At 70.5% G+C, this 15265-nt stretch carries 14 protein-coding genes; 10 read left to right on the top strand and 4 right to left on the bottom strand.

Annotated features, from left to right (window positions below; translation table 11 throughout):
- Together M878_RS98875 and M878_RS61810 are read left to right on the top strand one after the other, a co-directional pair.
- The coding region (locus M878_RS98875) for a helix-turn-helix domain-containing protein (protein ID WP_037730576.1) at positions 1–371 on the top strand (371 nt) is incomplete at its 5' end.
- A gap of 45 nt (positions 372–416) precedes the next feature.
- Positions 417–635 (top strand): DUF6191 domain-containing protein, encoded by a 219-nt coding sequence (locus M878_RS61810; RefSeq protein ID WP_031224769.1) that lies wholly within the window; start codon positions 417–419, stop codon positions 633–635.
- Positions 636–913: 278 nt separating this feature from the next.
- Here M878_RS61810 and M878_RS61805 read toward each other — a convergent pair whose 3' ends face one another.
- The gene (locus M878_RS61805) at positions 914–1912 is read right to left on the bottom strand and encodes an aldo/keto reductase (RefSeq protein ID WP_023546565.1); all 999 of its coding nucleotides are present in this window, start codon (positions 1910–1912) and stop codon (positions 914–916) included.
- Between the two features lie 76 nt (positions 1913–1988).
- On the opposite strand from M878_RS61805, the gene M878_RS61800 reads away from it, so the two are divergent.
- The 6 genes from M878_RS61800 to serA all read left to right on the top strand — a co-directional run bounded on the left by M878_RS61800 (position 1989) and on the right by serA (position 12040).
- The gene (locus M878_RS61800) at positions 1989–2942 is read left to right on the top strand and encodes a 2-hydroxyacid dehydrogenase (protein WP_023546564.1); all 954 of its coding nucleotides are present in this window, start codon (positions 1989–1991) and stop codon (positions 2940–2942) included.
- 200 nt (positions 2943–3142) lie between these two features.
- Entirely contained in the window at positions 3143–6352 is a 3210-nt protein-coding gene (locus M878_RS61795; protein WP_106962705.1) for a putative bifunctional diguanylate cyclase/phosphodiesterase, read from the top strand.
- Positions 6353–6595: 243 nt separating this feature from the next.
- Positions 6596–8443, top strand: coding sequence for an acetolactate synthase large subunit (locus tag M878_RS61790; RefSeq protein ID WP_031224766.1), 1848 nt, complete (start codon positions 6596–6598; stop codon positions 8441–8443).
- Between the two features lie 21 nt (positions 8444–8464).
- Complete coding sequence (gene ilvN, locus M878_RS61785) at positions 8465–8989, top strand: acetolactate synthase small subunit (RefSeq protein WP_023546561.1); 525 nt, start codon at positions 8465–8467, stop codon at positions 8987–8989.
- Between the two features lie 220 nt (positions 8990–9209).
- Positions 9210–10208 carry a ketol-acid reductoisomerase gene (gene ilvC, locus M878_RS61780; protein WP_023546560.1) on the top strand — a complete coding sequence of 333 codons (999 nt, stop codon included), beginning with the start codon at positions 9210–9212 and terminating at the stop codon, positions 10206–10208.
- Between the two features lie 242 nt (positions 10209–10450).
- Positions 10451–12040: a phosphoglycerate dehydrogenase gene (serA, locus tag M878_RS61775; protein WP_023546559.1), complete on the top strand. Its 1590-nt coding sequence runs from the start codon at positions 10451–10453 to the stop codon at positions 12038–12040.
- 61 nt (positions 12041–12101) lie between these two features.
- Here serA and M878_RS61770 read toward each other — a convergent pair whose 3' ends face one another.
- Positions 12102–13643 (bottom strand): MFS transporter, encoded by a 1542-nt coding sequence (locus M878_RS61770; RefSeq protein WP_031224764.1) that lies wholly within the window; start codon positions 13641–13643, stop codon positions 12102–12104.
- Positions 13644–13740: 97 nt separating this feature from the next.
- Between M878_RS61770 and M878_RS61765 the strand changes: the two genes are divergently transcribed.
- Positions 13741–14337 (top strand): TetR/AcrR family transcriptional regulator, encoded by a 597-nt coding sequence (locus M878_RS61765; RefSeq protein ID WP_031224762.1) that lies wholly within the window; start codon positions 13741–13743, stop codon positions 14335–14337.
- On the opposite strand, the gene M878_RS47675 is transcribed toward M878_RS61765, so the two are convergent.
- Positions 14323–14499 carry an ATP-binding protein gene (locus M878_RS47675; protein ID WP_209445516.1) on the bottom strand — a complete coding sequence of 59 codons (177 nt, stop codon included), beginning with the start codon at positions 14497–14499 and terminating at the stop codon, positions 14323–14325. The two genes, M878_RS61765 and M878_RS47675, sit on opposite strands and share 15 nt — an antisense overlap.
- A gap of 221 nt (positions 14500–14720) precedes the next feature.
- On the opposite strand from M878_RS47675, the gene M878_RS61760 reads away from it, so the two are divergent.
- Positions 14721–14927, top strand: coding sequence for a DUF397 domain-containing protein (locus tag M878_RS61760; RefSeq protein ID WP_023546555.1), 207 nt, complete (start codon positions 14721–14723; stop codon positions 14925–14927).
- A gap of 4 nt (positions 14928–14931) precedes the next feature.
- Here M878_RS61760 and M878_RS61755 read toward each other — a convergent pair.
- Positions 14932–15265 (bottom strand): PucR family transcriptional regulator (locus M878_RS61755; protein ID WP_023546554.1); only part of this gene is annotated, 334 nt, incomplete at its 5' end.

Raw genomic sequence — 15265 nt, 5'->3', positions numbered from 1 at the left:
AACTGCTCCGGCTGGCCGCGGCGGTCGCCGGCCACCTCGACGCCCGGTCCCTCGCCGATGACGTCGCCCGGCTTGCCCAGCGCGCCCGTCTCACCCTGACCCGCGCCTCCCGAGAGGCCCTCGCCCCCGCCGACCCGGCCGCGGCCCTCGGCCTCACCAGCCGGGAGCGGGACGTGCTGCGCCTGGTGTCGGCCGGCCGCACCAACCGCCAGATCGCCGAGGAGCTGTTCATCTCCCCGAAGACCGCGAGCGTCCACGTCTCCAACATCCTGAGCAAGCTCGGCGTCTCGGGCCGGGGCGAGGCGGCGGCGACGGCACACCGGCTGGGCCTCTTCCCGGCCGAGCCGCTCACTGCCGGTACGGCGGGCTGAGACCTGCGCTGGAGAAGAGCCGTAACGTGAGAAATGGGGGGTTCCGTGTTCAACGCCTTCGAGGAACTGTTCGCGCCCAGCCGCAAACACACGCGGGATGAGCAGAACCGGCTGGAGTTGACCCGCGAGGACGTGGGGGACGCCGACCCCGGGCGGGGGCCGATAGACCTGGCTTCGGGGAAGGCGGTCATACGCCGTCCCGGACCACCGCCCGCCGAGGAGGAGCCGGAGGAGGGCCGGCCGGAGGGCGCCGAGGAGGCGTGAGCGGTCCGGTGGGCGTTACTTCACCTCCGCCTCCAGTACCCGGTCGTCCCCCTTCGCCGGGTGTCCCCGGGAAGCCGTCAGTCCCAGGACTCCTGGGCCGCCGGCCGGGGGCAGCCGGCCGTGAGCAGGAGGGCGGCTGCGGCCAACACGGCTGGCGCAGCTCGGTGTTGCACGAGCTTGGTCCTTTCGTGGCGGTGGTCCAGTGGCAGGTGTTCCTTCTCGGACAGGGCCCGCCCGGCCTGGGTTGCCGTTTCCTCGCGACGGGTCCCGGGAGCCCGTCAGTCCCAGGACCCCTGGGCCGCCGGCAGTCGGGACACCTCCGCCAAGTCCTGTGCGGTCAGGCGCAGCTCGGCCGCCGCCGCGTTCTCCTCGGCCCAGCGTTCCTGCTTCGTGCCCGGAAGGGCGATCACATGGCGGCCCTGGGCCAGCACCCAGGCCAGGGCCACCTGGGCCGGGGTGACCTGCTCGCCGTGGCGGCGCGCGATGCGGCGCAGGCCCGCGACGATCGGCTGGTTGGCCGCCATCATCTCGGCCGTGAAACGGGGATGGCGGGCCCGGATGTCGTCCGGTTCGAAGCCCTCGCCGGGGGTCAGCGTGCCGCTCAGGAAGCCGTTGCCCAGCGGCATCGCCGCGAGGAGACCCACGCCCCGCGCCTCGCACCACGGCAGCAGCGCCCGCAGGGCCTCCGGCGACCACACCGACAGCTCCGCCTCCACCGCGGCCACCGGGAACACCTGCTGCACCCGCTGCAGCTGGCGCAGGGTGCCGTCGTGCAGCCCGGCCCCGGAGCGGCGGCCGCCGCGCGCACCCATCGCGCACAGGCCCAGCGCCCGCACCTTGCCGGCCCGCACCAGCTCGGCCATCGCGCCCCAGGTCTCCTCGACCGGGACCTCGGGGTCGGCGCGGTGCAGCTGGTAGAGGTCGATCACGTCCGTCTGCAGGCGCCGCAGCGAGGCGTCGCAGGCCCGCTTCACATACCCGGGGCGCCCGTTGGCCACGATGTGCTGCTCGCCCACCAGCAGCCCCGCCTTCGTGGAGACAAAGGCGTCCGCGCGCCGCTCCTTCAGCACCCGGCCCAGCAGCAACTCGTTGGTGAACGGGCCGTACATGTCCGCCGTGTCGAGGAGGGTCGAGCCGAGATCCAGCGCGCGGTGCACGGCTCTGACCGATGCGTCGCCCCGCTGCCGTGACCCGCTGTACGCCCAGCTCATCGGCATGCACCCGAGTCCGACGGCCCCCACCGCGAGCGCCCCCGCGCCGATCGTCCTGCGCTCCACCTGCTCGTGACCCTCCCTCTGCCCGGCTCCCAACCTAACCTCTGCACGCGCGCGTACCTGACATAGCCTCCATGCCATGAGTGCAGACGTATGGCTTCCCATCGCGCCGGAGGAGATCGAGGGGCTTCCCGAGGGGCCCCGGTATCTGTTCTGGGACGGCGGCGAGGACGGTGACCAGCCCTTTCCCGGCGACCCGGCGGACTGCGTCCTGTACGTGGTGCCGTACATGAAGCGATGGACGGTCAGGGTGCGCCCGCTGGAGCAGCTGACCCACGTCCGGGTCATCCAGACGCTGACGGCGGGCGTCGACGACGTCACCGCGCGCCTGTCGGCCATCCGGCCGGGTGTCCAGCTGTGCAACGCGCGCGGGGTGCACGAGGCGAGCACCGCCGAACTCGCCCTCACCCTGACCCTCGCCTCGCTGCGCGGCATCCCCGGATTCGTCCGCGCCCAGCAACAGGAGCGCTGGGAGAGCGCGTTCCATCCCGCCCTCGCCGACAAGACCGTCCTCATCGTCGGTTACGGCGCGATCGGCGCCGCCATCGAAGACCGGCTCGCGCCCTTTGAACTCGCGCGGGTGGCGCGCGTCGCGCGCTCTGAGCGCACCACGGCGCGCGGTCCGGTGCATCCGCTCACCGAATTGCCCTCCCTGCTTCCGCACGCCGACGTCGTGATCCTGTCCACGCCCTTGACGGAGGCGACGCGAGGGCTGGTGGACGCCGAATTCCTCGGGCGGATGAAGGACGGAGCGCTGCTGGTGAACGTGGCGCGCGGGCCCGTCGTCGACACCGAGGCGCTGCTCGCGGAGCTGGAGAAAGGCCGTATCAGCGCGGCCCTCGACGTCACCGATCCCGAGCCGCTGCCGCCCGGACACCCGCTCTGGCAGGCCCCCGGCGTGCTCATCACGCCCCATGTGGGCGGGCCCTCCTCGGCCTTCCTGCCGCGTGCCAAGCGGCTCCTCGTCGACCAGCTGACCCGGTTCGTGAACCACGAGCCCCTGCGCAACGTGGTCCTCACGACGGGCGCGTAAACCGGCTTTCGGCACCCTCCGCAACCCCCCGGACGCGGCCTGTACGTGCATCCCCGCTGGTCGTCACGGAGCGTAGAGAAGCTATGTCCCTGAGTGACGATCCTGGTGTATCGTCCCGACAGGGGCTGCGCCGCCGACGTACGGCGCCGGGGATGGACATTTCAGATTTTGTGAGGGGGGCGACGGGCGATGCACGGCCTATGGACGAACGATCCGACGCGGCGGAGCCGCCGACGGCGGCCCTGGCGCACGGCCGCGCGCAGGCGCGGCCACCACACCAGCCATCACCAGCGGAGGCACAGCGCCCGCAGGAGGCACACACACCCAGCGCACCGGGACCGTCGGGACCCGGGAGCGGCGCGGACCGGGAGGCCCCGGTGAGCGCGCCGCCCTCGATGACGACCGCCCTCGACGGAGCGGTGCGCGCACCGCTCCCGCAGCAGGCGTCGCCGCCCCGCCGGCCGGCCGCCGGTGAGGGCACTCGCACGGTGGAGCAACTCGTCCTCGCCCTGGTCTGCGCGGCCTACGCCGTCGGGGCCGCGTTCGACTGGGGTACGGGCGAACTGGCGTTGATCATGGGCGACTTCGGACTGAGCGCCGCGGCGGGCACCGCCGCCGTCTCATGCTTCCGGTACGCCCGCAATCCGCGCATCCGCTTCCGCTCGGCCTGGCTGCTGTTCGCCCTCTCCTCGGCGATGGCGGCCCTCGGCAACGCGGTCTGGGGGTGGTACGAGGTCGTCCTCGGACGGCCCGTGCCCAGCCCCTCCTACGCCGACCTGTTCTTCCTGTGCTTCGCGCCGCCCGCCATCGTGGGCCTGCTGGTGCTCGCCAAACGGCCGGTGACCAAGGCCGGCTGGATCTGCCTGGGGCTCGACGCCTGGCTGATCGGCGGCTCGCTGCTCACGCTGTCGTGGAGCCTCGCGCTCGCCCAGGCGGCCCGGTTCGACGGGCCGAGCGTGGCGCACACCGCGCTGTCGCTGGCGTACCCGCTGCTCGACATCGCGCTCGTCAGCATGGTGCTCGCGCTGCACTTCCGCCGCGCCCCGGGCAACAACCGCACCGCGGTGAACACGGCGATTGGCGCGCTCGCGCTGACCGTGATGTGCGACGCGCTGTTCACCTCGCCGCTGCTGCACAGCAGTTACCACTCCGGTCAGCTGCTGGACGCCGGCTGGTTCGCCGGTTCGCTGCTGCTCGCCTACGCCCCCTGGGCCGCACCGCGCGGCACGGGTGCGCAGGAGGCGCACGCACCGGACGGGCACACGCGCGTGGTCCACGAGCACCTGCCCGGACAGCGCGGCACGGGCCACCAGCACGTGTCCGTGCCCGCACCGGGAGGTGAGCACAGCCGGTATCCGGCCGGCCGCCCGCTCACCGGCTCCATCGCCGCACTCACCCCGTACCTCGCCGCCGCAGTGTGCACCCTGGGCATCCTGTACAACGTCCTCAACGGCCGCCGACCCGACCACGTGGTCCTCATCACCGCGGGCGCCGTAGTGCTCGCACTCGTCATCCGGCAGGGCATCATGCTGCTGGACAACATCACACTCACCCAGGAACTGGCACAGAAGGAGAACCACTTCCGCTCCCTGGTGCAGGGCTCCAGCGACGTGATCATGATCGCGGCGCCCAACGGCATCCTGCGCTACGTCTCCCCGGCCGCCGCCGGGGTCTACGGCCGGCCCGCCGAGGAACTCGTGGGCGGAGAGCTGGCCGGTCTGATCCACCCGGAGGATCTCGGCTGCGTGGTGCACGAGGTGCGCCGCTTCCTCGCCGCCAGCCCGCTGGAGGAACCCACCACCCGCATCGAGTGCCGCTTCCGGTCCGGCGACGGCGGCTGGCTCAACGTGGAGTCGACCGTCAACCGCCACCACGGCGGCCTGATCTTCAACAGCCGTGACGTGACCGAACGGGTGCGTCTGCAGGCGCAGTTGCAGCACAACGCCGAGCACGACCCGCTGACCGACCTGCCCAACCGCGCCCTGTTCACCCGGCGCGTGCAGCAGGCCCTGTCCGGCCGCCGGGCCACCGACCGGGGTGCCGCCCTGCGCAACACGGCGGTGCTCTTCATCGACCTGGACGGCTTCAAGGCCGTCAACGACACGATCGGGCACCAGGCCGGGGACGAACTGCTCGTCCAGGCCGCCCGCAGACTCCAGGACGCGGTCCGGCAGGGGGACACCGCCTCCCGGCTGGGCGGTGACGAGTTCGCGGCCCTGATCGTCGGGGACGGCACCCGTGACCGTGCCGCCCGGGAGCGGAACATCCTGGAGCTGGCCGAACGCCTGAGGGTGACCCTCTCCCAGCCGTACCCGATCGACGGCAACGATGTCCGGGTCAACGCCTCCATCGGCGTCGCCTTCGCCGAGCCGGGCCTCGGCGCGGGCGAGCTGCTGCGCAACGCCGACCTGGCGATGTACCGCGCGAAATCGGCCGGAAAGGGCCGGGTCGAGCTGTACAAGCCGCAGATGCAGCAGGACGTCGTACGCAAGGCGGAGCTGGCCACCCGGCTGCGCGCCGCCCTGCACGACGGCGAGTTCGCCCTGCTGCACCAGCCCGTGGTGTGCCTGGACGACGGCCGGATCACGGCGGTCTCGGCGCAGGCGCGCTGGCGCTCCTCGCAGGGGGTGCTGTTCACCCCGGCCGAGTTCCTCCGGGTGGCCGAGGACGGCGACAAGACCGCCGAGCTGGACCGCTGGATCCTGCAGCAGGCCGTCGAGCAGGCCGCCGAGCGCGCGGCCACCGGGGTCGTCGTCCCGGTGACCGTACGGATGAGCGCCCGGCGGCTGCTGGACCGCTCCATGCCGCTGGGCTCGGTGGAGGCGCTGCTGACCCGGCACGGGCTGCCGCCCGGCGCACTGGTCGTCGAGCTGTCCGAGACCGACCCGCGGATCTCCCTGGACGAGCTGGAGCGCCGGCTGACCGCGCTCAGCCGGCTCGGGGTACGGATCGCGCTGGACGGCTTCGGCAGCGGCCACGCGGCCATCACGGCCCTCAGAAGGCTCCCCGTCGACATCCTCAAGCTCGACCGCAGCCTGGTCGAGGGCGTCGTGGAGTCCGCGCGGCTGCACAAGATCACCAGCGGTCTGCTGCGGATCGCCGGCGATCTCGGGCTGCAGTCCACGGCAGACGGTGTGGACCTGCCGGAGCAGGTGGTCGCGCTGCGCGCGATGGGCTGCACACACGGGCAGGGCATGGCGTTCGCCGGGCCGCTGGACGAGTACCGGCTGCGCCGGGCGTTGGGAACCGGCCACTATCCGGTGCCGCACGCCCCGGCGGAACCGGCGTTCGCCGGCAGTCTCAGGGAGCCGCAGGGACGCGCGGGGGTGTACACAGGGGGTGTACCCGCTGTCCTGGGAGGCGGTAGTGCCCTGCGTTCACATTCTGAGACTCCTGTCCCACCCACTTGACACCTGGTGCGCGTCAGGGGGAGGGTCAGTGCCATGCGCACCCGAATTCTCGTACTTGGACAGCGCGTCGGCTGAGCTGGGACCCACCGGAGGACGATCCGGAATCCCCAGCGACCACACCGGCGCGCTCCCCTCGCTTGCCCTACGGCACGAGGGGTTTTTTGTTGCACGAGCGCCTCTCGTGCAGCACTTGAGCTCCGTACAAACCTCGCAAAAACCCTCAGCATCGAGAAGAGAATGCCGATGACCGAGCAGGCCACCGGGGCCCATCCGCAGCCGCGGCCCCGATCCGGAGGACAGCACTCCGCCCCCGTCGAGCACGTCACGGGTGCGCAGTCCCTCATCCGCTCCCTCGAGGAGGTCGGCGCTGAGACGGTATTCGGTATCCCCGGCGGCGCGATCCTGCCGGCGTACGACCCGCTGATGGACTCCACCCGGGTGCGCCACGTCCTGGTCCGCCACGAGCAGGGTGCCGGACACGCGGCCACCGGATATGCGCAGGCCACCGGCAAGGTCGGCGTGTGCATGGCGACGAGCGGCCCGGGCGCCACCAACCTGGTCACGCCGATCGCGGACGCACACATGGACTCCGTGCCGCTGGTCGCGATCACCGGTCAGGTCGCCTCGAAGTCGATCGGCACGGACGCCTTCCAGGAGGCGGACATCGTCGGCATCACCATGCCGATCACCAAGCACAACTTCCTCGTCACCAAGGCCGAGGACATCCCGCGGATCATCGCGCAGGCGTTCCACATCGCCTCCACCGGCCGCCCCGGCCCGGTCCTGGTCGACATCGCCAAGGACGCCCTCCAGGCGAGGACGACCTTCTCCTGGCCGCCCACCATGGACCTGCCCGGCTACCGCCCGGTGACCAAGCCGCACGCCAAGCAGATCCGCGAGGCGGCCAAGCTGATCACCTCCGCCAGGCGGCCCGTCCTCTACGTCGGCGGCGGCGTCCTCAAGGCGCAGGCCACCGCCGAGCTGAAGGTCCTCGCCGAACTCACCGGAGCGCCCGTCACCACCACCCTGATGGCGCTCGGCGCGTTCCCGGACAGCCACCCGCTGCACGTGGGAATGCCGGGCATGCACGGTGCGGTCACCGCCGTCACCGCGCTGCAGAAGGCCGACCTGATCGTCGCCCTCGGCGCCCGCTTCGACGACCGCGTCACCGGCAAGCTGGACAGCTTCGCCCCGTACGCCAAGATCGTCCACGCCGACATCGACCCGGCCGAGATCGGCAAGAACCGCGCCGCCGACGTGCCGATCGTCGGTGACGCCCGCGAGGTCATCGCCGACCTGGTCCAGGCCGTGCAGAAGGAGCACAGCGAGGGCCACAAGGGCGACTACACCGCCTGGTGGAGCGACCTGAACCGCTGGCGCGAGACCTACCCGCTCGGCTACGACCAGCCCGAGGACGGCTCCCTGGCCCCGCAGCAGGTCATCGAGCGCATCGGGCAGCTCGCGCCCGAGGGCACGATCTTCGCGGCGGGCGTCGGCCAGCACCAGATGTGGTCCGCGCACTTCATCCAGTACGAGAAGCCCGCCACTTGGCTCAACTCCGGCGGCGCCGGAACCATGGGCTACGCGGTCCCGGCCGCAATGGGCGCCAAGGCCGGTCGGCCGGACCGGACGGTCTGGGCGATCGACGGCGACGGCTGCTTCCAGATGACCAACCAGGAACTGACCACCTGCGCCCTGAACAACATCCCGATCAAGGTCGCCATCATCAACAACGGCGCCCTCGGGATGGTCCGCCAGTGGCAGACCCTCTTCTACAACCAGCGTTACTCCAACACCGTGCTGCACAGCGGTCCGGAGGACATCAACCCGGACGCGAAGGGCACGCGCGTGCCGGACTTCGTGAAGCTGTCCGAGGCGATGGGCTGTGTGGGCCTGCGCTGCGAGCGCCCGGAGGACCTGGACAAGGTCATCGAAGAGGCGAACTCCATCAACGACCGCCCGGTCGTCATCGACTTCATCGTCCACGAGGACGCGATGGTGTGGCCGATGGTCGCCGCCGGCACCTCCAACGACGAGATCATGGCCGCCCGGGACGTCCGCCCCGACTTCGGCGACAACGAAGACGACTGAGCGAGAGAGACGTAAAAGACCATGTCCAAGCACACGCTCTCCGTCCTGGTGGAGAACACGCCGGGCATCCTCGCCCGGATCGCCGCCCTGTTCTCGCGGCGCGGCTTCAACATCGACTCGCTCGCGGTCGGTGTCACCGAGCACCCCGACATCTCCCGCATCACCATCGTGGTGGGTGTCGAGGATCTTCCGCTGGAGCAGGTGACCAAGCAGCTCAACAAGCTCGTCAACGTGCTGAAGATCGTCGAGCTGGAGCCCGGTCAGGCCGTGCAGCGCGAACTCGTCCTGGTGAAGGTCCGGGCCGACAACGAGACCCGCTCCCAGATCGTCGAGATCGTCCAGCTGTTCCGCGCCAAGACCGTCGACGTCTCCCCGGAGGCCGTCACGATCGAGGCCACCGGATCGAGTGACAAGCTGTCCGCCATGCTCAAGATGCTGGAGCCGTTCGGCATCAAGGAGCTGGTGCAGTCCGGCACGATCGCGATCGGCCGCGGCGCCCGTTCGATCACCGACCGCTCGCTGCGCGCGCTCGACCGGAGCGCGTAGCGCCGGACTCGGCCGAACCGCGTGAAGCCGGACTCGATCGAACCGCGTAAAGCCGGACTCGACCGGTCCGCGCAAGGCTGGACTCGACCGGTCCGCGAAAGGCCGGATCCGAGCGGTCGGCGACACGTCGTCCGCCCGGATGCCGAGATCACGAGACTTCCCATCCCCTCACCGTCATACGGTGGGACGCACAACCTGCACACCAAGGAGAGAACCCAAAGTGGCCGAGCTGTTCTACGACGCTGACGCCGACCTGTCCATCATCCAGGGCCGCAAGGTCGCGGTCATCGGCTACGGCAGCCAGGGCCACGCCCACGCGCTGTCGCTGCGTGACTCCGGTGTCGACGTCCGCGTCGGTCTGCACGAGGGCTCCAAGTCCAAGGCCAAGGCCGAGGAGCAGGGCCTGCGCGTGGTGACCCCGGCCGCGGCCGCCGCCGAGGCCGACGTCATCATGATCCTGGTCCCGGACCCGATCCAGGCCCAGGTCTACGAGGAGTCCATCGCCCCGAACCTGAAGGACGGCGACGCGCTGTTCTTCGGTCACGGCTTCAACATCCGCTTCGGCTTCATCAAGCCCCCGGCCGGCGTGGACGTCTGCATGGTCGCCCCGAAGGGCCCGGGCCACCTGGTCCGCCGTCAGTACGAGGAGGGCCGCGGCGTTCCGTGCATCGCCGCCGTCGAGCAGGACGCCTCCGGCAACGCCTTCAAGCTGGCCCTGTCGTACGCGAAGGGCATCGGCGGCACCCGCGCCGGCGTCATCAAGACGACCTTCACCGAGGAGACCGAGACCGACCTGTTCGGCGAGCAGGCCGTCCTCTGCGGTGGTACGGCCGCGCTGGTCAAGGCGGGCTTCGAGACCCTGACCGAGGCCGGCTACCAGCCGGAGATCGCCTACTTCGAGTGCCTGCACGAGCTGAAGCTGATCGTGGACCTCATGTACGAGGGCGGCCTGGAGAAGATGCGCTGGTCCATCTCCGAGACCGCCGAGTGGGGCGACTACGTCACCGGCCCGCGCATCATCACGGACGCCACCAAGGCCGAGATGAAGCAGGTCCTCGCCGAGATCCAGGACGGCTCCTTCGCCCAGAACTGGATGGACGAGTACCACGGCGGCCTGAAGAAGTACAACGAGTACAAGAAGCAGGACTCCGAGCACCTGCTGGAGACCACCGGCAAGCAGCTCCGCAAGCTGATGAGCTGGGTGAACGAGGAGGCGTAAGCCTCACGTCAGGGGGTCGGGGCAGACTGCTCCGGCCCCCGTTGTCCGTCTGTTGTCCACCCCGTCCAGCACCGGACGGGTGATCCTTCCGCAGAGGCGCAAGACGACCACCGTCGCGCCACTAGACTGCTGAACAACACGCGTCAGGCCCACAGCGTCGTGCGTCTTCCGCGGCTAGCCCCTCCTCCGCCTGCGGCCGTCGGGACGGCCGTCCGCATGCTCTGGACTTGTGAGGACCTCACGTGAGCTCGAAACCCGTCGTACTCATCGCTGAAGAGCTGTCGCCCGCGACCGTGGACGCACTCGGCCCGGACTTCGAGATCCGGCACACCAACGGAGCGGACCGAGCCGAACTGCTCCCCGCCATCGCCGACGTCGACGCGATCCTGATCCGTTCTGCCACCAAGGTCGACGCCGAGGCGGTCGCCGCGGCGAAGAAGCTCAAGGTCGTCGCCCGCGCCGGCGTCGGCCTGGACAACGTCGACGTCTCCGCCGCCACCAAGGCCGGCGTGATGGTCGTCAACGCCCCGACCTCCAACATCGTGACCGCCGCCGAGCTGGCCTGCGGTCTGATCCTCTCCACCGCCCGCAACATCCCGCAGGCCAACGCCGCGCTGAAGAACGGCGAGTGGAAGCGCAGCAAGTACACGGGCGTCGAGCTGGCCGAGAAGACCCTCGGTGTCGTCGGCCTCGGCCGCATCGGCGCCCTGGTCGCCCAGCGGATGTCCGCCTTCGGTATGAAGGTCGTCGCCTACGACCCCTACGTCCAGCCCGCGCGGGCCGCCCAGATGGGCGTGAAGGTCCTCTCCCTGGACGAGCTGCTGGAGGTCTCCGACTTCATCACCGTCCACTTGCCCAAGACCCCCGAGACCCTCGGCCTCATCGGCGACGAGGCGCTGCGCAAGGTCAAGCCGAGCGTGCGCATCGTCAACGCCGCGCGCGGTGGCATCGTCGACGAGGAGGCGCTGTACGCGGCGCTGAAGGAGGGCCGGGTCGCCGGCGCCGGCCTCGACGTGTACGCGAAGGAGCCGTGCACCGACTCCCCGCTGTTCGAGCTGGACCAGGTCGTCTGCACCCCGCACCTCGGCGCCTCCACCGACGAGGCCCAGGAGAAGGCGGGCATCGCCGTCGCCAAGTCCGTCCGCCTCGCCCTCGCCGGTGAGCTGGTCCCGGACGCGGTGAACGTCCAGGGCGGTGTCATCGCCGAGGACGTCAAGCCCGGTCTGCCGCTCGCGGAGCGCCTCGGCCGTATCTTCACGGCGCTCGCCGGCGAGGTCGCGCACCGCCTCGACGTCGAGGTCTACGGCGAGATCACCCAGCACGACGTGAAGGTGCTGGAGCTGTCCGCGCTCAAGGGTGTCTTCGAGGACGTCGTCGACGAGACGGTGTCGTACGTCAACGCGCCGCTGTTCGCGCAGGAGCGCGGCGTCGAGGTCCGGCTGACCACCAGCTCCGAGTCGGCCGAGCACCGCAACGTCGTCACCGTGCGCGGCACCCTCGCCGGCGGCGAGGAGGTCTCGGTCTCCGGCACACTGGCCGGCCCGAAGCACCTTCAGAAGATCGTCGCGGTCGGCGACTTCGACGTCGACCTCGCCCTCGCCGACCACATGGTCGTCCTGCGCTACGAGGACCGTCCCGGTGTCGTCGGCACCGTCGGCCGCATCCTGGGCGAGGCGGGCATCAACATCGCCGGCATGCAGGTCGCTCGCGCGGCGGTGGGCGGAGAGGCACTGGCCGTTCTCACCGTGGACGACACGGTTGCCTCCGGCGTTCTGGCCGAGGTTGCCGCGGAGATCGGGGCGACGTCCGCCCGCTCGGTGAACCTGGTCTGAAACATCCTGAAAACGCCGTACGGGCTGAGAGATCTCAGCCCGTACGGCGTTTTTTCGTGCCCTACTTCTCGTCCCTCACCTCGATCCTCCGCAGCGTCACCGCCGCCCCCGCCGCCGCCAGCGCCACCACCACCGCCCCGGCGATCGCCGCGCCCTGGAAACCGTCGGTGAACGCCTGCCGGGCCGTGGTGAGGAGGGACGCACCGGCCCCGGCCGGGAGATGCGCGGCCGTGGCGAGGGCGTCGCCCAGGGATTCGCGAGCCCCGGCCGGGGCGGAGGCCGGCATCTCGTGGCGGTAGACCGCCGTACCGATGGAGCCGAGGACGGCCATACCGAGCGCGCCGCCGAACTCGGTACCGGTCTCCAGCAGTGAGGAGGCCGTGCCCGCCCGTTCCACCGGGGCGCTGCGCATGGCCAGGTCGACCAGCTGGGACGTGATCGCGACCATCCCGCAGGCGAGGACACCGGCGCCGACGAGCGCCAGCCACAGTGAGTCCGTGCCGAGGAAGGCCAGCATCGAGAAACCTGCCGTCATGGCCGCGAAGCCGCCGGCGACGACGTAACCCCGGTTGACGCCCCGCTGGACGAGCTGCGCGGTGACCGGACCGGCGAAGCCGATGAACACCGAGGGCAGCAGGCTCCACAGGGCCGCGGCGAGCGGGCTCTTGCCGAGGACCGACTGCAGGTACTGCGTGGTGAAGATGGCGGAACCCATCATGGCGAGGGCGGCGATGAGGTTCAGGACCAGCGCCGGGGTGAAACCGTGGCCCTTCAGCAGGGCCGGCGGGATCAGCGGAGAGGCGCCCGTGCGCTGCCGGCGGACGAACAGGGCTGCGAAGAGCAGGCCGACGGCGATCGAGACGACGTACAGCGGGTGCCAGCCCTCGGAGGGGATCTCCTTCAGGCCGTAGATCACGGGGAGTACGGCGGCCATCGACAGCGGGACGCTCAGCCAGTCGAAACGCCCGGGGTTCGGGTCCCTGGACTCCGGCAGCAGCACCGGGCCGAGGAGCAGGAGCAGGGTCATGGCGGGCAGGTTGACCAGGAAGACCGACCCCCACCAGAAGTGCTCCACGAGCAGGCCGCTCATCACCGAGCCGAGCGCGATACCGCCGGTCATCACGCCGGACCACAGGCCGATCGCCTTCGCCCGCTGGCCGGGGTCGGTGAACATCGTGCGCACCAACGCCATCGTGGACGGCATCAGGGTCGCGCCGCCGATGCCGAGGACCGCGCGGGCCGCGATCAGGGTCCCGGCGCTGTCGGCGTAGGCCGCGAGCAGCGAGGCGCCGCCGAACGCCGCGGCACCCGTCAGGAGGAGCTTGCGGCGGCCGATGCGGTCACCGAGGGAGCCCATGGTCATCAGCAGGCCGGCCAGGACGAAGCCGTAGATGTCGTAGATCCACAGCTGCTGGGTGCCGCTCGGGTGCAGGTCCGCGCTGATCGCGGGGGTCGCGAAGTACAGGACCGAGACGTCCATGGAGACCAGCAGCAGCGGCAGCATCAGCACGCCGAGAGCGGTCCACTCGCGCCGTCCGGCGCGGGCGGGGGCGGCGCTGTCGGCGCCGACGGAGGGCGTTGTGCCCATCGAGTTCGTCGTCATGCCAGTGACTGTACGAGCGTCTTAAACGATTGTCTAGAACGAATGTATAAGTCACTTGTCTAGGACGGCTGTATGGATCGGCGGTAGGGTGGTGCGCATGGGACACCGTGAGGATCTGCTCGAAGGCGCCAAGCGCTGCCTGCTGGAGAAGGGGTTCCTGCGTACGACCGCGCGGGACATCGTCAAGGAGTCGGGCACCAACCTGGCGTCGATCGGCTACCACTACGGGTCGAAGGCCGAGTTGCTGGTGCAGGCCTATATCTCGCTGATCGAGGGTGTGGGGGAGCGGTTCGACCCGGGGATCGGCGGGAAGGTGACGCAGCCTCCGGGGACGCTGGAGCGCTTCCAGGAGGTGTGGACGAGCATCATCCGTACGGTGCCCGAGTCGCGGGCGATCTGGCTGCTCAGCTTCGAGCTGATGTTCCAGGACGAGCGGTTGGAGGAGGTGCGCAAGCTCCTGGCCGAGGCGCAGAAGGAGGGCCGTGCGGGGCTCGCGGCCATGTTCAGCGGTGTCCCGGAGGCCGAACTCGACAAAGAGGCGGCCGAGAGCGAGGGGCGCCTCTATCAGACGCTGCTCAACGGACTCATGGTCCAGTGGCTCTTCGACCCGGACTCGGCGACCACGGCCGAGCAGCTGACCGAGGGGCTGCGGCGGATCATCGAGGCGGTGGGCGACTCTTCAGCTCGGGCCTGAGGCACCCAGCCGCACCCGTACCGTCTTGCCGACCTCCGCCCTCAGGAACCAGTCCAGCTCCTCGGCGAGTTGAGCGACGACCAGGAGTCCCCGGCCACGTTCGCCTCCGGCGTGCTCGCGGCCCGGTTCGGGGAACGCCCGTACTGGGCCCGACGCGTCCACGAGCAACCCGCACGGCACAACGACTTGAACTTGGCTTGCAGCTTCGCCAATTGAGGGAGGGGCGCAGCTTCCGAAGTAGCGTGGAGTTGCGAATGCGGCGCCAAGAGGTGGGCGGGAAGTCGACCGGTTCACCCGCCGCTTCGTCGCCATGGCAGCATCAGCCCTGCCACCTGAGGACACGCCCGGGTTCCTGCAACGACGAGAACGAGAGCTTTAGGACCATGCCTGCGTATCCCGTTTCCATCGAACTGGCTCCTGAGCACGCTTGGTTCAAGTCCTCCTACAGTGATCCCGGCCAGAACTGCCTCGAAGCAGCCCCCCTCCACCCCCACATCGCCATCCGCGACTCCAAGGCCCCCCACGGCCCCGCCCTCCTCCTCCCCGCCCGGGCCTGGACGGAGTTCATCACCCACCTCGCCGGAAAGTAACCGCTCACAGCCGCGCCCGCTTCAGCGCCATGTGCAGCAGCAGCCGGTCCTCGCCGTCGTCCAGGTCGAGGCCGGTCAGCTGCTCGACCCGGGACAGGCGGTAGTACAAGGTCTGCCGGTGGATGCCCAGTTCGGCGGCTGTACGGCCGGCCTGGCCCGCGCAGTCGAGGTAGACCTCGGCGGTGCGGGCCAGCTCCCGATGGGCGGGGGAGAGGAGCGCGCCGACCACGGGATCGTGCGCGGCCTGCGGCGGCAGCGCGGTCAGCAGCCGGTACGGGCCGATGCGCGCCCACTCCACCACCGGCCCGAACCGTGGCTCGGCCAGCGCGGCGCGCGCG

Origin of the sequence: Streptomyces roseochromogenus subsp. oscitans DS 12.976 (assembly GCF_000497445.1) — a bacterium.
In the GTDB taxonomy this organism is placed as follows: domain Bacteria; phylum Actinomycetota; class Actinomycetes; order Streptomycetales; family Streptomycetaceae; genus Streptomyces; species Streptomyces oscitans.
Note: the sequence above shows the minus strand (reverse complement) of the source record. Positions and strands in the feature narration are given on the sequence as shown.

Coding starts and splice junctions, on each gene's coding strand:
- M878_RS61800 (WP_023546564.1), top strand. CDS start 1,989: ATGAGTGCAGACGTATGGCTTCCCATCGCGCCGGAGGAGATCGAGGGG.
- M878_RS61795 (WP_106962705.1), top strand. CDS start 3,143: ATGGACGAACGATCCGACGCGGCGGAGCCGCCGACGGCGGCCCTGGCG.
- M878_RS61790 (WP_031224766.1), top strand. CDS start 6,596: ATGACCGAGCAGGCCACCGGGGCCCATCCGCAGCCGCGGCCCCGATCC.
- ilvN (WP_023546561.1), top strand. CDS start 8,465: ATGTCCAAGCACACGCTCTCCGTCCTGGTGGAGAACACGCCGGGCATC.
- M878_RS61770 (WP_031224764.1), bottom strand. CDS start 13,643: ATGACGACGAACTCGATGGGCACAACGCCCTCCGTCGGCGCCGACAGC.
- M878_RS61765 (WP_031224762.1), top strand. CDS start 13,741: ATGGGACACCGTGAGGATCTGCTCGAAGGCGCCAAGCGCTGCCTGCTG.
- M878_RS61760 (WP_023546555.1), top strand. CDS start 14,721: ATGCCTGCGTATCCCGTTTCCATCGAACTGGCTCCTGAGCACGCTTGG.